Genomic DNA, 21,040 nt, shown 5'->3' on the forward strand with positions numbered 1-21,040 from the left:
AATGTAAATATTGAGGCATTAGGTTAAGATGACTTCAAAAAAGCTTCCCCATTCCGTTTTCCAGAGCAGCCAGTTGCCATGCCCAGACGCACTAAAGCCGAAGCCGAAGCGACCCGGGAAGCCCTTCTCGATGCGGCCGAAGCGCTGTTCTACGAGAAAGGAGTCGCTCGCACCTCGCTCGAGCAGATCGCCCGCCACGCCGGCATGACCCGCGGCGCGGTCTACTGGCATTTCAAGAACAAGGCGGATCTCTTCCACGCCCTGCTGGATCGAGTCCGCCTGCCCTTCGAGGACCTCGCCCGCGCCATCGAGGCGACCCACGACGACCCCTCGCCGCTGGAATGCATCCGGCTGGCCTGCCACGAGAGCTTCGCGCGCCTGCAGGAGCCCCGCTACCAGCGCATTCACTCGATCATCATCCACCGCTGCGAATTCTTCGGCGACATCGATCCCCTGGAGATACAGCGCCAGATGAAGCGGGATTGCCTGGACTCGATGCTGGATACGTTTCGCGAGGCCAAGCGCTGCGGCCAACTGAAGGACTCCCTGTCCCCCGAGCTGGCCACCGACATGCTGCAATGCTGCATCGGCGGCCTGTTCCACGACTGGCTGCGCGATCCCGAGGAATTGCCGATCGACGAGCGTGGAAGGGTGGTGGTCGATACCCTGTTCGACTTGATGCGGGCTTGAAGGGGCAATGGCTCATGTTGCAATACAGCATAGACGCTACACTGCGAGTATGCGCAACGAGGATGAGTGGTCATGGATGCTCTCGAACTGATTCGCTTCCGCGCTCTCGAGGTGGCGGTACGCATCTGGCACCCCCGGGGCCGGCACACGCTGGTCGCCTGGCACGGGCTGTCGCGTCACGGCGGTGACTTCCACGACCTGGCGCGACACCTCGGCCCCGACTGGCGAGTGATCGCCCCCGACACGCCCGGGCGCGGGCTGTCGAGCTGGTCGCTGTTTCCCGCCCACGACTACCTCTATAGCCATTATCAAGAGGTCGCGTTGGCGGTGCTCGATCACTTCGCGCTCGAGCGGGTGGCCTGGCTGGGTACCTCGATGGGCGGCCTGCTGGGGATCCTGCTCGCCGGTTCGGAGAGCGGACGTGCGCGTATCTCGCGGCTGATCGTCAACGACGTGGGACCGGAGATCGATGCCGACAGCCTGGCCCAGCTGGCCAGCTACTTCGCCGTGCCGCATCGCTTCTCGACCTTCAGTGAACTGGTGGCCGAACTCAGGCATCACTATGCCGAGTTCGGTATCGAGGGTGAGGAAGCCTGGCGCCGGCTCGCGCTGGAGAGTTCGCGCCGGTTGATCGACGGCAGTTGGGGGTTTCATTTCGACCCGCGCATCGCCGAGCAGTTTCTCCACGACTCGCCACAGGACCTGTGGCCGACCTGGCAAGCCATCGAGTGCCCGCTGATGGCGATCCGCGGCGCCCGCTCCGACATCCTCTCGGCGACGACCCTGGCCCAGATGCAGGCCGAGCAACCGGAACTGACCCTGCTCGAGGTTCCCGGCTGCGGTCACGCCCCGATGCTCAACCAGCGCGATCAGGTCGAACCGATCCGCGCCTTCCTCGCCGGACGCCCGACACCCGGCGCCAGTCTCGCCGCGCGCCTGCGTCGGGGATGGACGCGACTGCGCGGCGTCGACGGAACGACGCCTGAGTGATCAGGCCAAGGCATCAAGGGTACGCATCACCGCTGACCGGTAGCCGCCGCCGAACAGGTAGAGGTGGTTGAGCAGCGGATAGAGCTGGAAGAGCCGCTCGCGACGCGGCCAGTCCGCCGGCGGTTCACCGTCCCAGTAGGCCTCGAAGAACGCCGCGCCGGGCCGGCCGAACAGCGTCAGCATGGCCAGGTCCACCTCGGGGTAGTGGTAATAGACGGCCGGGTCGATGAGCGCCGGGCCCTCGGGGGTGTGCAGCACGTTGCCCGACCACAGGTCGCCGTGGATCAACCGCGGCTCGGCATCCGCCAGCCAGCGCTCGAGATCGCCGGCGATCCGCTCGAGGGCCGCGAACGTCGCGTGGTCGAGCAGTCCGCGCTGCCGGCAGGCCTCGCCCAGCGCCAGCAGGCGATGCTCGCGCTGGAAGACCCGCCCGTCGGTACACGGCGTGTTGCGCTGCGGCGTGGGGCCGCAGCGATTGTCGCGGGGCCAGCCGTGATAGGGGCCCGCCACGCCGTGCAGGCGACGCAGCCCCTCGCCGAGCCGGGCGGGCTGCCGCGGCGTCCCGCTTGGCGACCACCGCCCCCTGCCGCGTCTCGAGGCGGCTCACCGCGGCGATGTCGCCGCCGGCCAGCGCCCGCGGTTCGCCGACGACCTCCAGGCCCAGCGCCGCGAGGCGCTCGCGCCAGTCTCCATGGGCCATGCGCCACTCCCTCCCGTCAGGTGCCTTGCGTCAAATGGTGGGTGTCAGCTGGCCTCGGGCTCGCTGCGGGCGACCCCGGGCGTGCCGTCGCGCGGCGTGCGTCCGCTCAGTTCCTTCTGGAACAGCGAGCGCAGCTCCGCCATCGCCGCCCGGTCGTTGGCGACCAGCGTCTCCACGTCGTGGCGGTCCTTGTAGGAATCCTGGAACAGCCGCACGTCGAAGTCGCGGAAGGTGCGCACCGCATCCATGGCGTTGGAACTCGGATAGCCGAGCCCCTTGAGCACCTCGAAACTCATCTCCATGCTCGCCGCAAAGGTCTCGCGAATCACCACCTCGACGCCCAGCTCCATGAGCTCCCAGGCGTGATGGCGGTTGCGGGCCCGGGCGAGGATCTTGAGCCCGGGAAAGTGGGCCCGAGCCTGGCGCACGATCCGCGAGGTGGTCTCGGCATCGTCGACGGCAACCACCAGCAGCTGCGCGCGTTCGGCGCCGGCGGCCCGCAGCAGGTCGAGACGCGAGGCGTCGGCATAGTAGATCCGCGAGCCGAAGCGACGAATGAACTCGACCTGGCGGATATTGGGGTCGAGGGCGGTGAACAGGATGCCCTGACTCTTGAGCACCCGCGCGACCATCTGGCCGAAACGCCCCAGCCCCGCGATCAGCACCGGCGGCGACTGATCGCCGAAGTCGCCGTCGTAGGGGCGCCGGTCCCTGAAGCGCGCCCCCAGGCGCTCGCCGGCCCGGTAGAGAAACGGCGTCAGCGCCATCGACAGGGTCACCGCGGCGATGCACAGGCTGGCGATGCGCGCCTCGAAGACCCCGGCACTCACCGCCGCGGTGAGCAGCACGAAATCGAACTCCCCGCCCTGGGCGATGACCGCCGCCAGGCGCGGCACTTCGGAGCGGGGCAGGCGCGCGACGAGCCCCACCAGCGCCACCACCGCGAGCTTGCCGATCACCAGCCCGGCGGCGATGCCCAGCACCCACGCCAGGTTGTGATAGACCAGCGGCAGATCCACCGACATGCCCACGGCGATGAAGAACAGTCCCAGCAGCAGGCCCTTGAACGGCTCGATGTTGGCCTCGAGCTCGTGGCGGTAGGCGGTGTCGGCAAGCATCACCCCGCCGAGGAAGGCCCCCAGCGCCATCGACAGCCCCGCCCAGTCCATCACCAGCGCCATGCCCAGCACCAAGAACAGGGCCGCGGCGGTGAACACCTCGTGGACATCGCTGCGCGCCACGAAGGCCAGCACCCGGGGGAACACCAGCCGCCCGAACAGGATCGCCGCGACCACCATGCCCACGCCGCGCAGCACGGTCAGCCAGGCATCGCCGGAGGCGAGGCCGATGTCGCCGGCGAACAGTGGCAGCAGCGCCAGCAGCGGAATCACCGCCAGATCCTGGAAGAGCAGGATGGCGAACGCCGTCTGGCCGTGCGGCGCGGCCAGCTGATGACGCTCGTTGAGCACCTGCAGGGCGAAGGCGGTCGACGACAGGGCCAGGATCAGCCCCAGCAGGACCGCGCGGTCCAGCGCCAGGCCGAGCGCCAGTCCCAGCGGGGTGAGCAGCGCCGCACAGCCGATCAGCTGCAGGCTGCCCAGGCCGAACAGCCGGCGGCGCAGTTGCCACAGGCGTGCCGGCTCGAGTTCGAGGCCGATGATGAACAGCAGCATCACCACGCCGAACTCGGCGAAGTGCAGCACCGTCTCGGGCCTGGCGATGAAGCCGCTCACCGACGGGCCGAGCACCAGCCCGGCGGCCAGATAGCCGAGGATCGAGCCCAGCCCCAGCCGCTGGAAGAGCGGTACCGCGATGATGGCCGCCCCCAGCAGGACGGCCGCTTCGAAGAGAAAGTCCATGCTCCTGATGTCCTTTGCATTGCCTGCGGGCATGCTAGCGCCCCGCCCGACCCTCAGCCAGCGGCATCGTCCCGGTCGCGGCGAAACGGCAGCCGGGCCTCGACATGATGCTGATAGGCGGCGATGTGCTCGCGCTCCTCGGCGCAGAAGCGCGCCACTGCGTCGCGGAAGCCGGGATGGGCGATGTAGTGCAGCGAACGCAGACGGCGCGGCGCGAACCCGCGGCTCACCTTGTGCTCGCCCTGGGTCCCGGGGTCGAAGCGCGTCAGCCCCTTCTCCAGACAGTGCTCGATGCCCTGGTAGTAGCAGGCCTCGAAGTGCAGGCAGTCGGCCTCCACCTCGCTGCCCCAGTAGCGCCCGTAGAGGGTGTCGCTGCCCTGCACGCAGAGCGCGGCCGCCACCGGGCGGCCGCCGTGACGGGCCTGCACCAGCAGCAGAGTCTCGGGCATCGTCGCCCGCAGCCGGCGGAAGAAATCCCGCGACAGGTAGGGCTGCTGGCCGCGCTCGTGATAGGTGATCCGATAGCAGCGGTAGAAATGCTCGAGCGCGGCGGCGTCGATCGCCTCGCCTTCCAGCCGCACCATCTCCAGGCCCTGTTCGGCCACCCGGCGGCGCTCGCGTCGCACTTCCTTGCGGCGCTTGGCGCTCATCGCCGCCAGAAAGCCGGCGAAGTCGCCGTAGCCGGCATCCCGCCACTGGAACTGGACCGACGCCCGCTCGAGCAGGTCGGGGCGCACCGCCAGCCAGTCGTCGACCTCCTCCGACTCGGCGAACAGCAGGTGCCAGCTGGACAGCGAGGCGTCGCAGCAGGCCGCCGCCAGCTCGGCGATCACCGCCCGCCGGGAAACGCCCGGCGCGATCAGCAGGCGAGCGCCCGGGGCGGGCGTGAACGGCACCGCCGTCAGGCCCTTGGGATAGTAGTCGCCACCGGCACGCTCCCAGGCATCCGCCCAGGCCCAGTCGAAGACATACTCGCCGAAGGAGTGCACCTTGCGATAGCGCGGCAGGGCCGCCACCAGCGCTCCCTCGCGGCGCACGACCAGGTGGGCCGGCGTCCAGCCGGCAGCCGGCGTGACCGCCCCGGAGGCTTCCAGGGCGTGCAGGAAGGCATGGCGCAGGAAGGGCTGATCGGCCGGCACCAGCGCGTCCCAGTCCCGCGCGGACACGGCCTCGAGGGCCGGCAGGGTGTCGATCGTGAAGTGCATTCGGCAAACTCCTTGACGGCGGACGGGAGCGGCGGCACTGCCGCGACGCCGATCGTGTCCCCACGGTCGACGTCGCGATGCTAGGGTATCCCCATGCCCTGCTCGAGAGAAACCATGACACCAGCCCCGCACCCCGCGCCACCCGACGACGGCCCCGTCAATGCCATGGCGATCGCCGCCTTCGCCCTGAGCGTGCTGGCGGTGTTCGTCACGCCCGCCGCCCTGGCCGGCGTGGTCTGCGGCCACCTGGCTCGTCACCAGATTCGCCGGCGTGGTGAACGCGGCGACAGCTGGGCGCTGGCCGCGCTGATCATCGGCTACCTGCTGATCGGGCTGACCGCCGCCGGATTCGTGTTGTTCGGTGGTTTCGTGGCCACGTTTTTCGGCATCATGGCCGGTGCCGGCTGAGCCGCCGCACAGGCCGCCATTTTCAGGAGGAGACCGCATGGAGCCTTCGGCCGATCACGCACTGAAGACGCTATTCGCCACCCAGCGCCAGGCCTACGACGCGCATCCCTACCCGGCGCTGTCCGTGCGCCTGGGACGGCTGGCACGCCTGGCCCAGCTGACGCGTCGCCATGCCGGCGAGATCGAGGCCGCCATCGCCCGGGACTTCGGCCATCGCTCCGGCGTCGAGACACGCCTGGCCGAACTCACCACCCTGCAGCAGGCCATCCGGCATGCGCGTCGTCACCTGCGGCGCTGGATGCGCCCGCGCCGCGTCGGGGTCGGCTGGCGCTTCTGGCCGGCCCGCGCCGAGATCCATTCCCAGCCGCTGGGCGTGGTGGGCATCATGGCGCCGTGGAACTACCCCTGGAACCTGGCGCTGCTGCCGGCGGTGGATGCCCTGGCCGCCGGCAACCGGGTCATGATCAAGCCCAGCGAGCATGCCCCGGCCACCGCCGAACTGCTGCAGTCGCTCGTCGCGCGTTACTTCGATCCGGCCGAACTGGGGGTGGTGACCGGCGACGCCGACACCAGCCGGGCCTTCGCCGCCCTGCCCTTCGATCACCTGCTGTTCACCGGCTCCTCCGAGACCGGCCGCCGGGTCGCGCAGGCGGCGGCCGCCAACCTGACCCCGGTGACCCTGGAGCTGGGCGGCAAGTCGCCGGCAATCCTCGACGAGACCACCGATCTCGACGACGCCGCCCGGCGCATCGCCTTCGGCAAGTGGTTCAACGCCGGCCAGACGTGCATCGCCCCGGACTACGTGCTGCTGCCCCAGCGGCGCCTCAACGCCTTCGCCGAGGCCCTGGAGCGCGCGGTGCGGCAGCTGTATCCCGATCCGGCCGGCAATCCCGACTACAGCGCGCTGCTCGGCAGCGCCGCGCGCGAGCGGCTGATCGCGCTGCGCCGCGAGGCCGAGCAGCGCGGCTGCCGGGTGATCGAGATCGGCGGAGACGACGCCACGTTCGCGGCCGGCGGCAAGCTGGCGCCGACCCTGATTCTCGACCCCCAGCAGTCGCTGCGGGTCATGCGCGAGGAGATCTTCGGACCGCTGCTGCCGCTGGTCGGCGTCCAGGACATGGACGCCGCGGTGAACTTCGTCAATGCGCGCCCGCGTCCGCTGGCGCTGTATGCCTTCACCGACAACCCCGCCCATCGGCGACTGCTGCTGACCCGCACTCACTCGGGCGGACTGGTGATCAACGACACCCTGTGGCACATCGCCCAGCCCGCCCTGCCCTTCGGCGGTATCGGCACCAGCGGGCACGGTGCCTATCACGGTGAGCACGGCTTCCTGACCTTCAGCCATCAGCGCAGCGTATTCCGCCAGTCCCGGCACAGCAGCGTCACCCGCCTTCATCCGCCCTATCGGCGCTGGCTGCTGAGGCTGATGGGCCTGTTCTAGCCGCCGGGATTCCGCGCCGGCCCCCGGCCCGACGTCACTTGCCGTTGAGGGTCTTGTCCAGGGTCAGCAGCGCCGCCTGCCAGGACGCCGCGTCGGCGGCCGCATCGTAGCCGAGCGGCAGGCCGGTGCGTTCGGCGACCGCATCGGCGTCCGGATTGGTGAAGCTGTGCCTGGCGTGCGGATAGTTGATGACCTTGACCGTGGCCCCCTGGGCCTTCAGCGCCTGCGCCATGTCGGTCAGCGCCTCGCGCTTGACCAGCGGGTCCTCGGCGCCGTTGTGGATCTGCACCACGCCATCGAACGGCTGCGGCTTGCTGACCGCCTGGGCGGGGCTGCCATGGAAGCTGATCGCCGCCTTGATCGGCATCCCGGCCAGCGCCATGTTCATGACGATGCCGCCGCCGAAGCAGTAGCCGAGCGCCGCCATGCGATCGCCGCGCACGAACGGCTGCTTGCGCAGCCTGGCCATGGCGGCTTCCAGCCGGGCCCGCGCCGAGGGCCAGTCCTGCATGACCTGACCGGCAAACTTGCCGGCCTCGTCGGGATGGGTGGTCGAGCGGCCATCGCCGTACATGTCCACGGCCAGGGCGACAAAGCCCAGTGCGGCCAGCTGGTCGGCACGGTCGCGGGCATAGTCGTTGAGCCCCCACCACTCGTGGACGACCAGCACGGCGGGGCGCGGCTTGTCGTCGGCGACATTGCGCGCCAGATAGCCCTGATAGCTCTGACCGCCGGTTTCATAGGTGAAGGGTTCGCCCACCACGCGCGGGCCCTGTTCGATCGGCACGGCGGGGGCCTCGGTTGCGGCCAGTACCGGCGCCGCCAGCAGGGCCAGCAGCGCGGGCAGGAGGGACACGAACGTGAGCAGCATGCGCATGGTTTCTCCTTGTTCGACTTGCTTGTTCGGCATGTTCGGCTATCGCCCCGGGGCCGGTTCGGCGAGGGCCTGGTGGACCCGGTTGCGGCCATGACGCTTGGCGGCATAGAGCCCCATGTCGGCCCGGTGCATGAGTGCCTCGGCCGTCTCGTGGTCACGCCGCTCGGCGACGCCGAAGCTGACCGTGAAATTGAGCCATTCGTTATGGAATTCGACCATGGCGTTCTCGAACTTGCGACGCAGCCGCTCGGCCAGCACCACTGCCTCCTGCAGCGACTGCGCCGACAGCAACAGGGCAAACTCCTCGCCGCCGATACGGCCGAAGATGTCCTCGGCCCGCAAGGTACTGCGGCAGATGTCGCCCAGGCTGCTCAGCACCAGGTCGCCGGCGGCGTGCCCCCAGGTATCGTTGATGGTCTTGAAATGGTCGATGTCGAAGATCACCAGCGACAGCCGGGTCGCCAGGACGTCGGCCTGCTCGAGAGCCGAGTTCAAGCAGCCCAGGAAGGCACCGCGATTGAGCGCCCCGGTCAGGCTGTCGGTGGTCGAGAGCTCATGGAGCTTGCGCTCGTGGCGCTTGCGGTCGGTGATGTCGCGGGCCACCGCGAGTATCCATTCATAGCGCCCGTTGAGGGGGCTGATGTAGGGGGAGCAGGCCGTCTCCAGCCAGATGTAGTGGCCCCTGGCATGCCGGGCACGCAATTCGATGCGCAGATTGCTGCCCAGCCGCGAGGTCTCGTGGATATACCGCTGGGTGCGCGGCGCATCGTCGGGCGGCAGCAGCTCGATCAGCGGGCGCTGCTGGATCGCCCGGGGCGCATAGCCCAGCAGGCGCTCGACCGAGGGCGAGGCGTAGCGGCAGAGCCCGTCGGCATCGATCAGCAGGATCAGGTCGCTGACGTTCTCGACGATGAAGCGATAGCGGCGCTCGTTCTCGGCCAGCGCCAGCTGCGCCTGCTTGCGCAGCGTGACATCCTCGCAGAAGCCGTGCCAGAGGGTGCTGCCATCCGCCTGGCGCTCGGGCGTGGCCTGCCCCTGGACCCAGAGCTGATAGCCATCGGGGTGACGATAGCGAAACTCGTGGCGCCAGACGCTCAGGCGCCGCGCGCTGCGGTTGATGCTGCGCCACAGCCCCTCGACGTCTTCCGGATGTACCCGCTCCAGCGCCGCCGTCGCCTCCTGCAGGACGGCTTCCGGCGGCAGCCCGAACAGGCGCCGGATACCGGCGCTGACGAAGGGAAAGTCGAGCCGGCCGTCGGGGGTCAGCCGACACTGGTAGAGGGTGCCGGGGAGCTGCTCGCTGAGCTTCTCGAAACGCTCGAGCAGCGCCTGGCGCTCGGTGACATCGACCAGCGACCCCACCAGCTCCACGACCCGGCCGTCCGTGTCGCGATGCAGGACGAGATCATCCTGCAGGTGATGGCGGGAACCGTCGAGATGCGTCAGGGCATAGTGCAGGGTCAGCCGGGAATCGCCGTTGCGGCGGGCCTCGGCCAGGCGTGTCAGCAGCCGCCGGCGGCATTGGGAATCGAGGCATTCCAGCCATCGCCCGGGCTGCTCGCGCAGCGCGTCACGCTCGATGCCGCACAGCGCCGCCACATTCAGGCCCAGGTAGTGGACCTCGCCCTGCCACCAGTCCGCGCTCGTCGCGTAGACCACGGCGGGAGACGCACACAGCATGGCGTCCATGAAGCGCGGCAGGAACTGCAATGACGTCGCCGGCATGCTCATCGTGTCCCCTCTTTCCCGTTCCCTGGACCTGTCGCTCACCACACGCCTGACAGGCAGGCGACGTCAGTCGCCGCCGCGATCCCCGGACACGCGACGCCGGGGGATATCGGCCGACGACTCGGCGGCCCCCTCCTCGTCGTGGCGCTCATCGGCGCGGCGTGCGCGACCGCCCTTCAGGGGAGCGGGCGGAACCCCGGCCCCGGTACACCCGGCCGCCAGCGCCGCCAGTTCGCGATGGCTCATGACCACGCGCTCGGCGCCCGCGCCTTCGACCCAGAGGATCCACAGTGCGGGCGCCTCGCGGGTCTGGTCCACGCCGACCACGCGCCCTTCGCGCTGTCGTTCGGGATCACGCAGGGTCGCACCGATCAAGAGATGAGCCTGAGCAACACAGTCACGCATGATGGCGGTTCGCACGGTCGTCAGGGCCCGCGGCGTCACGCTGCTGCGCGTGATGACACGCTGACCCGGTGGATGAATCGAGAGTTGTTGTCCCAGTGTATCAGCTAATCCTGCATTCGGGACGCAATGCAAGTCCAGCCTAGCAGGGCGGGCGATGCCACGTAGCGGCAATCCGGGCGACCATGACGCACGACAAGGATTCCGGGCCCGGCCGGCGGGACGAAAAAAGGGTGCCTCCAGGGCACCCCAAGCACTCGCTAACCTAACCGCGATTCATTCACAGACTAAGGCGGCGGCGCGACGGCAAACCGTCCGTGCGGAGCCGTGAGTGCGCGAAGCCGTGCTGCCCCCGCGCCGCCACACCGGGTGGGATACGTCGTCAGGCCGCAGCGGCCTGCATGGCCAGCGCCGTATCCAGCATGCGGTTGGAGAAGCCCCATTCGTTGTCGTACCAGGCCATGACCTTGACCAGGCGGCCGTTGACGCGGGTGTGGTTGGCGTCGAAGGTGGAGGAATGGGCGTCGTGGTTGAAGTCGATCGACACCAGCGGCTGGGCGTTGACCGCCAGCACCGGCGAGTCGGCCGCGGCCTTCTCGACGATGGCGTTGATCTCCTCCTTGCTGGTCTCGCGCCCGGCCGTGAAGGTCAGGTCGACCAGCGAGACGTTGATCACCGGCACCCGCACCGCCAGGCCGTCGAGCTTGCCGTCGAGCTCCGGCAGCACCAGACCCACTGCGGCGGCCGCGCCGGTCTTGGTGGGAATCATCGACTGCGTGGCGCTGCGCGCCCGGTACGGATCCTTGTGATAGACGTCGGACAGATTCTGGTCGTTGGTGTAGGCGTGCACGGTGGTCATCAGGCCGTTGTCGATGCCCACGCTGTCGTTGAGCGCCTTGGCCACCGGCGCCAGGCAGTTGGTGGTGCAGGACGCATTGGAAACGACACGATGATCGGCGCTCAGCACGTCATCATTGACGCCATAGACGATGGTAGCATCGGCATCCGGGCTGGGTGCCGAGATCAGCACGCGCCGGGCGCCGGCCTCGAGGTGCTTGCCGGCATCGGCCTTCTTGACGAACAGCCCGGTGCACTCCATCACCAGGTCGATCTTCAGCTCGCTCCACGGCAGCCGGGCAGGATCACGCTGGGCCAGGATCTGGATACGGTCGCCGTCGACCGTCAGCGTCTCCTCGTCGTGGGACACCTCGTGGCCGAACCGTCCGTGCACGCTGTCATGCTTGAGCAGATGCGCGTTGAGCGCCGGGTCGCCGAGGTCGTTGATGGCGACCACCTGCACACGATCCCGATAGCCGTTCTCGTAGAGTGCGCGCAGCACGTTGCGACCGATGCGTCCGAAACCGTTGATGGCGACACGCAGTGTCATGGTGGCCTCCTTCGATGCGACTGGCGTGAACCCGGTACATGGCCGCCGTCCGGTCCGACAAGGAACGGCCGGGAGGCAACCACGATGAAATAATCCTACGCTTTGCCCACAATCTGGCCCAAAGGATGACGACGTTCAAGTAATTTTTTTGGTAAGTTTACACACATCCTTACTCCACGACCGCGAAAAGAGGTTGCCATGGCCGTCAACGACACCGTCTCCCGCGTGACCCGGCGCATCCGCGAACGCTCCGCGCAGCGGCGCGCCGACTACGAACGCCACATGCAGGCCCAGCATCGCCACGGCGTGCACCGCGGCGAGCTGTCCTGCGGAAACCTGGCCCACGGCTTTGCCGCCTGCGGCCCTCAGGACAAGAATCAGCTCAAGCTGATGAACAGCGCCAACCTGGGGATCGTTTCGTCATATAACGACATGCTCTCGGCGCACCAGCCGCTGGCGCCCTTCCCCGACATGATCAAGGACGCCGCGCGGCAGATGGGCTCCACGGCCCAGTTCGCCGGCGGCGTGCCGGCCATGTGCGACGGCGTGACCCAGGGCCAGCCGGGCATGGAGCTGTCGCTGTTCTCGCGCGACGTGATCGCCATGGCCACCGCGGTGGCGCTGTCGCACAACATGTTCGACGCCGCGCTCTACCTGGGCATCTGCGACAAGATCGTGCCGGGGCTGTTCATCGGCGCCGCCCGCTTCGGCCACCTGCCGGCGATCTTCGTGCCCGGCGGCCCCATGACCAGCGGCCTGCCCAACAAGGAGAAGGCCCGTGTCCGCCAGCGCTACGCGGAAGGCAAGGCGGGGCGCGAGGAACTGCTCGAGGCCGAGTCGGCCTCCTACCACAGCCCGGGCACCTGCACCTTCTACGGCACCGCCAACTCCAACCAGCTGATGATGGAGATGATGGGCCTGCACCTGCCCGGCGCCTCCTTCGTCAACCCCGGCACGCCGCTGCGCGAGGCGCTGACCCGCTACGCCGCCGAGCAGGCGGTGCGCAACAGCGAGCCGGGCGGCAACTACCGGCCGTTCTGGCAGCAGATCGACGAGAAGGCGATCGTCAACGCCATGGTCGGCCTGCTGGCCTCGGGCGGCTCCACCAACCACACCCTGCACCTGGTCGCCATGGCCGGCGCCGCCGGGCTGACCGTCACCTGGGACGACTTCGCCGAGCTCTCCGCGGTCACCCCCAGCCTGACCCGCATCTATCCCAACGGCCAGGCCGACGTGAACCACTTCCAGGCCGCCGGCGGCATGAGCTTCCTGATCCGCGAGCTGCTCGACGCCGGCCTGCTGCACCGCGACGTGCCCTGCGTGTTCGGCGGCGACCTGTCCGACTACACCCGGGAACCGTTCCTCGAGGACGGCAAGCTGGTGTGGCGCGACGGCCCCGCCGAAAGCCACGACCTCGACGTGCTGCGGCCGGTTTCCGAGCCGTTCTCGCCCACCGGCGGGCTGGCCGTGCTCGACGGCAACCTGGGCCGCGGGGTGATCAAGATCTCCGCGGTCAAGCCCGAGCTGCGCCGCGTCGAGGCGCCGGTACGCATCTTCAGCGATCAGCGCCAATTGAAGTCGGCCTTCGAGGCCGGCGAGCTCGATCGCGACGTGGTGGTGGTGGTGCGCTTCCAGGGCCCGCGCGCCAACGGCATGCCCGAACTGCACCAGCTCACCCCCTTCCTGGGCGTGCTCCAGGATCGCGGCTACCGGGTCGCGCTGGTCACCGACGGGCGCATGTCGGGGGCCTCGGGCAAGGTCCCCGCGGCGATCCACGTCACCCCGGAAGCCTACGACGGCGGCCCGCTGGCCCGCCTGCGCGACGGTGACGTGATTCGCCTCGACCCCGAGCACGGCGAGCTGCGTGCCCTGGTCGACGACGCCGAGTGGCAGGCCCGCGAGGCGGCCACCACCGACATCGAGGAGTACCGCTACGGCATGGGCCGCGAGCTGTTCGCGGGCTTTCGCAGCCTGGTCGGCGGCGCCGAGGACGGCGCGGCGACCTTCGGCGGCTTCGAGGCCCGCGACGTCGACGAGGGCCCGCAGGCATGACGCGCCCGGCCCTGATCGGCGATATCGGCGGCACCAACGCCCGCTTCGCGCTGGTGACGCCGGACACCTTCACGCCCTACGCGATCCGCACCCTGGCCTGCGCGGACTATCCGACGCTGGAGGCGGCGATCCGCGCCTATCTGGAGCAGGTCGACGCCACCGGCGAGCGCGCCCCGCGGGAAGCCTGCCTGGCCTTCGCCTGCCCGGTCCACGATGACGAGGTGTGCATGACCAACAACGCCTGGCGCTTCTCCAAGCGTCAGGTGAAGGCGGCACTCGGCCTCGAGCTGTTCAAGGTGATCAACGACTTCACCGCCCAGGCACTGGGCGTGCCCCACGTCGCCGAGGACCAGCGGGTGGCGATCGGCGCGGGCCGGGGCGAGCCGCACCGGGCCTGCCTGGTGATCGGCCCGGGCACCGGCCTCGGTGTGGCCGGGCTGTTTCCCGGCCGCCACGGCTGGATCCCCCTGCCCACCGAGGGCGGCCACGTCACCTTCGCCCCCACCGACGACGAGGAGCAGGCCCTGCTCGACTACTTCCGCGCCCGCTACGGGCGCGTCTCGGTGGAGCGCGTGCTGTGCGGCCAGGGGCTGCTGGATCTCTACCACGCCCACGCCCTGCTGGCCGGCCGCGAGGCCGCCCTGTCCTCGCCGGCCGCCGTCACCGAGGCCGCCGGCCGGGGCGACGTGCTGGCCGGGCGCACGGTGCGCCGGTTCCTGAAGATCCTCGGCGATGTGTGCGGCGACGCCGCCCTGACGCTGGGCGCCCTGGGCGGCGTCTATCTGTGCGGCGGCATCGTGCCACGCCTGCTCGACTACGTGGCGGACAGCGGCTTTCGACGTGCCTTCGCCGACAAGGGCCGCATGAGCGCTTACAATGCCAACATTCCGGTGTGGGTGGTCACGGCGCCCTGGACGGGGCTGCTGGGCGCCTGCGAGGCATTGCACAACGAGGAGGTCGAATGATTCCCGCTTCTCTGCGCGAACGGCTCGACGCGACGCGGGGCCAGCGCCACGACGTCTGGGCCGGACGCGACATCTGGCTGGCCAACGAAGCCTGGGGCGAGCTGATCGTCAGTCTGCAGGGCGCCCAGGTGCTTCACTATTTACCGGCCCCCGAAACCGGGCCAGCCGCAGGCGCTCGCCCGGTGCCCACGGCCGATGACGGCTGGCTGTGGGTCACGCCCACGCCCCAGCCGCTGCCCGGCGCCATCCGCGGCGGCATCCCGCTGTGCTGGCCGTGGTTCGCCGACGAGCGCTTCGCCGACGAATCCCCGGAGCGCAACGGCCCGCTGCACGGCCCGGCGCGCAAGGCACACTGGCGCCTGGAGGCGGTCGATGAACACGAGGAGGGCGTCGAGCTGCACCTCTCCCCGACCGAACGCCTGCACGGCCAGCTGGTGCCGCGGGCGGTCATCCAGGCCAACGCCCGCCGCCTGCACGTGGAACTGGTGACCGAGCATACCGGCGAGACCCCGGTGAAACTCACCGGCGCCCTGCATACCTACTTCAGCGTCGCCGACGTTCACGCCTGTCGCGTCGAGGGGCTGGCCGGGGCGCGCTATCTCGACAAGCTCGACGGCTTCGCCGAGCGGGTCCAGCAGGGCGAGCCGGGCGTGCGCGGCCCCCTCGACCGCATCTATGCTTCCAATCGGGCCCCGGTGCTCGACGACGGCCGGCGACGGCTGCGCATCGCCAAGCAGGGCAGCGACTCCACGGTGGTCTGGCACCCGGACACCGCCCTGCCCGACGACACCCCGGCCGAGGCCGGCCGGCACTTTTTGTGTGTCGAGACCGCCTGCACCCGGGTCGATCCGGTGTGGCTGGTGCCCGGCGCCCAGCACGTGCTGGCCACCACCCTGAGCCGCGACGAGGACAGTCCGTCATGAGCGAAGCAGCGGAGTTCGACGTCCCCTTCCTGCTGGGCATGATGCACCTGCACGAGGCCCACACCCTGGATACCCCGGCGCGCCTGGCCGACTGGATCGAGGCCCGCCTCGACGAGGGCCTGCACTGGTTCGACCACGCCGACATCTACGGCGGCCGCGAGGGCGAGCGGCGCTTCGGCGAGGCGCTGCGCGAGCGTCCCGCACTCGCCGCCCGGGTACGGGTGGTGACCAAGGCCGATATCGTGCTGCCCGAACTGGACACCTCGCCCCACGGCGTCAAGCACTACGATACCTCGCCCGACTACCTGACGGCGGCCGTCGAGGCGTCGCTGGCGCGCCTCAACGTCGAGCGTCTCGACCACTTCCTGATCCACCGCCCCGACCCGCTGATGGAGGCCGAGGCCACCGCCGAGACCCTGGATCGCCTCGTCGACAGCGGCAAGGTCGGCGCCGTCGGCGTCTCCAACTTCCTGCCCGAGCAATGGCGGCGCCTGCAGCGCGCCATGCGTCACCCGCTGACCGCCCATCAGCTGCAGCTGTCGCTGGCCCACGCCGAGCCGCTGTTCGACGGCCTCTACGACGCCCTGCGAAACGACGGCCAGCGCCCCATGGCCTGGTCGCCGCTGGGCGGCGGCACGGTGTTCGAGGACGTGCTGGGCAGCTCGCTGGAACGGCTTGCCCGTGAGCTCGGCGCCTCCCGGGGCGGCATCGCCCTGGCCTGGCTGCGCCGCATTCCCGGGCGCCCGGTGCCGGTCATCGGCACCCTGCGTGAACCGCGCATCCGCGAGCTGCTGCGCGATGGCGAGGTGGCCCTCGACCGGGCGACCTGGTTCGCGCTGCTCGAGGAGGCCCGCGGGCACCGCGTCGCCTGACGGGGGTGGCCCCGGCCGCCCCGTGACAAGCCCCGCGGCCTCTGCGAAGATCGGGTGACACGATTCACCCAGGTCGTGGCACGGTCCACGCCGCGATTACCGACACAACAAGAGGACACGCCCCATGTTCCAACTCACCCGCAGCGTCACCTGGCGCGCCCTCCAGGCGCTTTACCGGGAGACCGCCAACGACCGCATCCGCGACTACTTCGCCGCCGACCCGGCGCGCTTCGACAAGATGAGCCTGCGTGTCGGCGGATTGTTCCTCGACTACTCCAAGCACCATATCTCCGAGGCCGTGCTGGCCAAGCTGCTCGAGCTCGCCGACCACTCGGCACTGGTCCAGCGCCGTGCGCAGATGTTCTCCGGGGACATCATCAATGTCACCGAGGACCGCCCGGTGCTGCATACTGCCCTGCGCAACCTCGGCGACGACCCGGTGGTGGTCGACGGCCACGACGTGATGCCCGAGATCACGCGCACCCGCGAGCAGATCCGCGCCTTCTCCGAGGCGGTGCGCGACGGCAGCTGGAAGGGCTACAGCGGCAAGCGCATCAAGGACGTGGTCAACATCGGCATCGGCGGTTCGGACCTGGGGCCCAACATGGCCTGCCGGGCCCTGCTCAAGCACCGCCATCAGGACCTCAACTTCCACTTCGTCTCCAACGTCGACGGTGCGCATATCCAGAAGGTCCTGCGCCGGCTCGATCCGGCGACCACGCTGTTCATCGTCTCGACCAAGACCTTCTCCACCCAGGAGACGCTGCTCAACGCCAAGACCGCGCGGCGCTGGTTTCTCGACAACGCCGGCGAGGACGCCGACGTCGGCGCGCACTTCGTCGCCGCCTCCACCAACCGCAAGGCGGCGATGGCGTTCGGCATCCGCGAGGAGAACGTCTTCGAGTTCTGGGCCTGGGTCGGCGGGCGCTACTCGATGTGGTCGTCGATCGGCCTGCCCATCGCCCTGTCGATCGGCTTCGACGGCTTCATGGCGCTGCTCGAGGGCGCCTACGAGATGGACCGCCACTTCATCGAGGCCCCCAACGACCGCAACATGCCGGTGCTGATGGCGCTGATCGGCATCTGGTACATCAACTTCCACGGCGCCGAGACCCAGGCCATCGTGCCCTACGATCAGGCCCTGCATCAGCTGCCGGCCTTCCTCCAGCAGCTCGACATGGAGTCCAACGGCAAGTCGGTGGACATCTTCGGCCACCCGGTCGACTACAAGACCGGGCCGATCGTCTGGGGCCAGACCGGCTCCAACGGCCAGCACGCCTTCTTCCAGCTGCTCCACCAGGGCACCCGCTACGTGCCGATCGACTTCATCGCCTCGCTCAAGCCCGACCAGGGCATGGAGGAGCATCATTTCGCCCTGCTCACCAACATGCTCGCCCAGGCCAACGCCTTCATGGAGGGCAGCCAGCAGGGCAGCCAGCTCGACCCCTACAGCTGCCCGGGCAACCGCCCGTCGAGCACCCTGCTGCTCGACGAGCTGACGCCGCGCAATCTCGGCGCGCTGATCGCGCTCTACGAGCACAAGGTGTTCGTCCAGGGGGTGATCTGGAACATCAACTCCTTCGACCAGTGGGGGGTACAGCTGGGCAAGCGCATCGCCGGCGAGATCAGCGAACGCATCGACGAGCGGGTCCAGGACTTCGATGCCTCGACCCAGGGCCTGCTGGCCCTGGTGCGCCGGCACGTCCCCGGCCACCAGGACACCGACGCGACGCCCGAGGCCGCTCAGGGCAAGGGCAAGGCCACCAGCCGGAGCAAGCGCTCATGATCCCCGTCATCGCCTTCGGCGAGGCGCTCGTCGACATGCTCTCCAGCCGCCTCGGCGACGATACCACCGATGGCCCGGAAACCTTCACCCCCTACGCCGGCGGCGCCCCGGCCAACGTCGCCGTGGCCTGTGCACGGCTCGGGGTACCCAGCCGCTTCCTGGGCATGGTCGGCGACGACCGCTTCGGCCGCTTCCTGACCGCCGAGATGGCCAGCCACGGCGTCGACACCTCGGGCGTGGTGACGACGCAGGAAGCCCGCACCGCGCTGGCCTTCGTCTCCCGCGACGCCGACGGCGAGCGCACCTTCGACTTCTACCGGCCGCCCGCTGCCGATCTGCTCTACCGCCTCGAGCACCTGCCGGCGGGGGTGTTCGCCGAGCCGGCGATCGTCCACCTGTGCAGCAACAGCCTCACCGAGGAAGCGATCGCCGAGACCACCCTGGCGCTGGCCGACATCGCCCGGCGCTCGGGCAGCCTGGTCAGCGTCGACGCCAACCTGCGCCACACCCTGTGGCCCGGGGGGCAAGTCGACATCGGCCGCGTCACCGCCCTGCTCGATCGCGCCGACCTGCTCAAGCTCTCCGCCGAGGAGGTCGAGGCACTGCGCGGCGGCCATTCGGTGGCGGCCTGGCTCAACCAGCGCTTCGCCGCCGGCGTGAAGCTGATCGTGATCACCGACGGCGGCGCGGACGTGGCGGTGCATCGGCTCAACCAGCGCCTCGCGATCGCCCCACCGCCAGTCAGCCCCGTCGATACCACCGCCGGCGGCGACGCCTTCATCGGCGGGCTGCTCGCCCAGCTGGCCGAGGACGCTGTCACGGCCGGAACCTTCGCCGACTGGTGCGACGACACGGCACGCCTCGAGCGGGCGGTGGACGTGGCCTGCCGCTGCGGCGCCCACGCCGTGACCCGCCCCGGCGCCTATGCCGCACTGCCGGCGAAGGCGGATCTCGAGCGCTTCCGGGGCGAGGCGAAGTAGGCGGCGTTCTACTCGGCGGTCAGCCGCCGCGTGAGCCAGTCGCCGATGTCGGCGATCTGCTCCGGGCACAGCGCGTGAGCCATGGGATAGGTGCGATAGTGCGCCGGCAGCCCCAGCTCGCGCGCCCGCTCGTAGCCGGCACGGCCCAGCGACTCGGGCACGATCGGATCGAAGGTGCCGTGGTGCACCTCGACCTCGAGGGCCTGGTTGGCGTCGGCGACATCGAGCGTGTCGCCGGTGGCGAAGTAGGTGGACATCGCCAGCAGCCCCGCCAGCGGATGCGGACAGGTCAGCGCCGCCTCGTAGGCCACCGCCCCGCCCTGCGAGAAGCCGGCGACGATGATCCGCCGGCTGTCGATCCCCGCGTCGCACTGAGCATCGATCAGGGCCTGCACGCTGCGTGCCGAGGCCCGGAGCTGCTCGACGTCGACCTTGCGTGACAGATCCATCTCGAGGATGTCGTACCAGGCCGGCATGCGCATGCCACCGTTGACGGTCACCGGCCGGCTCGGCGCGTGCGGCAGCACCACCCGCAGGGCCAGCTCCTGCGGCAGGCCGAGCGCCGGCACCAGCGGTTCGAAGTCGCCGCCATCGGCCCCCAGGCCGTGCAGCAGAATCAGTGCGGCGTCCGCCGCCTGCCCGTGGCGGGATTCGATCACCAATGGCTCGCGTGCCATGCCATTCTCCTTGAGCAAATTTCAGGGGCGGGACAGCTTCTACCCACCGACGTCACATGGTGTGCATTTTGATATGGATATCAAGAAAACCTATTTATAGTAATAAAAAATAGGTTTTATATTCCCACTAATACTTAGCCGTTAGGGAAGACCATGAATCTCCAGCAGCTTCGCATCGTACGCGAGACGGTGCGACAGAGTTTCAACCTCACGGAAGCGGCCAACGCTCTTTTCACTTCCCAATCGGGGGCCAGCAAGCACATACGCGATCTGGAAGACGAGTTGGGCGTCGAATTGTTCGAGCGCCGGGGAAAGCGCATCTTGGGTCTCTCGTTAGCTGGCAAGTCGCTTGTGGACACCATCGAGCGCATTCTGCTGGATGTCGAGAACCTCAAGCGCTCAGCCTATCAGCTCGCCCATCAGGACCAGGGCAGCTTGGCCATCGCGACCACACATACTCAAGCGCGTTATGCACTTCCACCGGTAATAGCTCGCTTCAAGGAGGCATTTCCCAAGGTCCATCTGGAACTGCACCAATGCAGCCCCGGTGAAATCGTGTCTCTTCTCAAGGCTGGCAAGGTGGACCTGGGCATAGCCACCGAAGCCTTGCACCAAGAGGGACAGCAATTCGTCTGTTTTCCTTTCTACCACTGGTATCACGGCGTGATTGTTCCCGAGACCCACCCGTTGACGCGCGAGGTCAAGTTGACGCTAGAGCGTATCGCCGACTACCCGATCGTCACCTATCACGAAGGATTCACCGGTCGCGCCCGAATCGACCAAGCCTTTGCCGAAGCCAACGTCTCTCCCGACGTCGTACTCACGGCATTGGATGCCGACGTCATCAAGACCTATGTCGAGCTCGACATGGGCGTCGGCCTGATCGCCTCGGTCGCGTTTCACGCCCAGCGCGACCATGGCCTGAAATTGATCGACGCTTCACACCTATTTCCATGCAATACGACCTACATCGCCCTGCGGCGAGGCCATTTCCTGCGCAGCTTCGCCTACCAGTTCCTCCAGCTGTGCCACAACGATCTCGATCCCGAAACCGTGCAGCGTGCATTGAGCCCAGCGCTGGGCGGCTAGCCAATA

Annotated in this window: 18 protein-coding genes and 1 pseudogene; 11 read left to right on the plus strand and 8 right to left on the minus strand. The window is 68.9% G+C overall.

Annotation, left to right across the window (positions count from 1 at the left end):
* The first annotated feature begins 78 nt into the window (after positions 1-78).
* Both G7A98_RS08330 and G7A98_RS08335 read left to right on the plus strand, forming a co-directional pair.
* Complete coding sequence (locus G7A98_RS08330) at positions 79-690, plus strand: TetR family transcriptional regulator (RefSeq protein WP_163649200.1); 612 nt, start codon at positions 79-81, stop codon at positions 688-690.
* 72 nt (positions 691-762) lie between these two features.
* The gene (locus G7A98_RS08335) at positions 763-1,680 is read left to right on the plus strand and encodes an alpha/beta hydrolase (RefSeq protein ID WP_163649201.1); all 918 of its coding nucleotides are present in this window, start codon (positions 763-765) and stop codon (positions 1,678-1,680) included.
* On the opposite strand, the pseudogene G7A98_RS08340 reads toward G7A98_RS08335, so the two are convergent.
* From G7A98_RS08340 to G7A98_RS08350, 3 genes and pseudogenes are all read right to left on the minus strand, one after another.
* Positions 1,681-2,380, minus strand: a pseudogene (locus tag G7A98_RS08340) (fructosamine kinase family protein).
* A gap of 44 nt (positions 2,381-2,424) precedes the next feature.
* The gene (locus G7A98_RS08345; RefSeq protein WP_163649202.1) at positions 2,425-4,239 is read right to left on the minus strand and encodes a monovalent cation:proton antiporter-2 (CPA2) family protein; all 1,815 of its coding nucleotides are present in this window, start codon (positions 4,237-4,239) and stop codon (positions 2,425-2,427) included.
* 53 nt (positions 4,240-4,292) lie between these two features.
* Positions 4,293-5,444, minus strand: a complete 1,152-nt coding sequence (locus tag G7A98_RS08350) for a GNAT family N-acetyltransferase (protein WP_163649203.1) — start codon at positions 5,442-5,444, stop codon at positions 4,293-4,295.
* A gap of 114 nt (positions 5,445-5,558) precedes the next feature.
* Between G7A98_RS08350 and G7A98_RS08355 the strand changes: the two genes are divergently transcribed.
* Both G7A98_RS08355 and G7A98_RS08360 read left to right on the plus strand, forming a co-directional pair.
* Entirely contained in the window at positions 5,559-5,852 is a 294-nt protein-coding gene (locus tag G7A98_RS08355) for a DUF4190 domain-containing protein (RefSeq protein ID WP_240464713.1), read from the plus strand.
* Positions 5,853-5,889: 37 nt separating this feature from the next.
* The gene (locus tag G7A98_RS08360; RefSeq protein ID WP_163649204.1) at positions 5,890-7,296 is read left to right on the plus strand and encodes a coniferyl aldehyde dehydrogenase; all 1,407 of its coding nucleotides are present in this window, start codon (positions 5,890-5,892) and stop codon (positions 7,294-7,296) included.
* Positions 7,297-7,330: 34 nt separating this feature from the next.
* On the opposite strand, the gene G7A98_RS08365 is transcribed toward G7A98_RS08360, so the two are convergent.
* The 4 genes from G7A98_RS08365 to gap all read right to left on the minus strand — a co-directional run bounded on the left by G7A98_RS08365 (position 7,331) and on the right by gap (position 11,690).
* On the minus strand, positions 7,331-8,173 hold the full coding sequence (locus G7A98_RS08365; RefSeq protein WP_163649205.1) for a dienelactone hydrolase family protein: 843 nt from the start codon (positions 8,171-8,173) through the stop codon (positions 7,331-7,333).
* 39 nt (positions 8,174-8,212) lie between these two features.
* Positions 8,213-9,904 carry a sensor domain-containing diguanylate cyclase gene (locus G7A98_RS08370; RefSeq protein ID WP_163649206.1) on the minus strand — a complete coding sequence of 564 codons (1,692 nt, stop codon included), beginning with the start codon at positions 9,902-9,904 and terminating at the stop codon, positions 8,213-8,215.
* Positions 9,905-9,967: 63 nt separating this feature from the next.
* On the minus strand, positions 9,968-10,306 hold the full coding sequence (locus G7A98_RS08375) for a hypothetical protein (RefSeq protein ID WP_163649207.1): 339 nt from the start codon (positions 10,304-10,306) through the stop codon (positions 9,968-9,970).
* A gap of 379 nt (positions 10,307-10,685) precedes the next feature.
* Complete coding sequence (gene gap / locus G7A98_RS08380) at positions 10,686-11,690, minus strand: type I glyceraldehyde-3-phosphate dehydrogenase (RefSeq protein WP_163649208.1); 1,005 nt, start codon at positions 11,688-11,690, stop codon at positions 10,686-10,688.
* A 198-nt stretch (positions 11,691-11,888) separates the two neighbouring features.
* On the opposite strand from gap, the gene edd reads away from it, so the two are divergent.
* The 6 genes from edd to G7A98_RS08410 all read left to right on the plus strand — a co-directional run bounded on the left by edd (position 11,889) and on the right by G7A98_RS08410 (position 19,268).
* Entirely contained in the window at positions 11,889-13,742 is a 1,854-nt protein-coding gene (edd, locus tag G7A98_RS08385) for a phosphogluconate dehydratase (RefSeq protein ID WP_163649209.1), read from the plus strand.
* A complete protein-coding gene (gene glk / locus G7A98_RS08390) occupies positions 13,739-14,707 on the plus strand; it encodes a glucokinase (protein ID WP_163649210.1) in 969 nt (322 codons plus the stop codon). The genes edd and glk overlap by 4 nt, the downstream gene beginning before the upstream one ends.
* A complete protein-coding gene (locus G7A98_RS08395) occupies positions 14,704-15,630 on the plus strand; it encodes a D-hexose-6-phosphate mutarotase (protein ID WP_163649211.1) in 927 nt (308 codons plus the stop codon). The genes glk and G7A98_RS08395 overlap by 4 nt, the downstream gene beginning before the upstream one ends.
* Positions 15,627-16,502: an aldo/keto reductase gene (locus tag G7A98_RS08400; RefSeq protein WP_163649212.1), complete on the plus strand. Its 876-nt coding sequence runs from the start codon at positions 15,627-15,629 to the stop codon at positions 16,500-16,502. The genes G7A98_RS08395 and G7A98_RS08400 overlap by 4 nt, the downstream gene beginning before the upstream one ends.
* Positions 16,503-16,626: 124 nt before the next feature.
* Complete coding sequence (gene pgi, locus G7A98_RS08405) at positions 16,627-18,288, plus strand: glucose-6-phosphate isomerase (protein WP_163649213.1); 1,662 nt, start codon at positions 16,627-16,629, stop codon at positions 18,286-18,288.
* Entirely contained in the window at positions 18,285-19,268 is a 984-nt protein-coding gene (locus G7A98_RS08410; protein WP_163649214.1) for a carbohydrate kinase, read from the plus strand. Before pgi ends, G7A98_RS08410 begins: the two co-directional genes overlap by 4 nt.
* A gap of 8 nt (positions 19,269-19,276) precedes the next feature.
* Here the strand turns inward: G7A98_RS08410 and G7A98_RS08415 are convergent, their stop codons facing one another.
* Entirely contained in the window at positions 19,277-19,945 is a 669-nt protein-coding gene (locus tag G7A98_RS08415) for an alpha/beta fold hydrolase (RefSeq protein ID WP_163649215.1), read from the minus strand.
* Between the two features lie 153 nt (positions 19,946-20,098).
* On the opposite strand from G7A98_RS08415, the gene G7A98_RS08420 reads away from it, so the two are divergent.
* Complete coding sequence (locus tag G7A98_RS08420) at positions 20,099-21,034, plus strand: CysB family HTH-type transcriptional regulator (protein WP_163649216.1); 936 nt, start codon at positions 20,099-20,101, stop codon at positions 21,032-21,034.
* Positions 21,035-21,040 lie beyond the last annotated feature (6 nt).

This window comes from Modicisalibacter sp. 'Wilcox' (genome assembly GCF_010993675.1).
Taxonomy (GTDB): Bacteria; Pseudomonadota; Gammaproteobacteria; order Pseudomonadales; family Halomonadaceae; genus Modicisalibacter; species Modicisalibacter tunisiensis.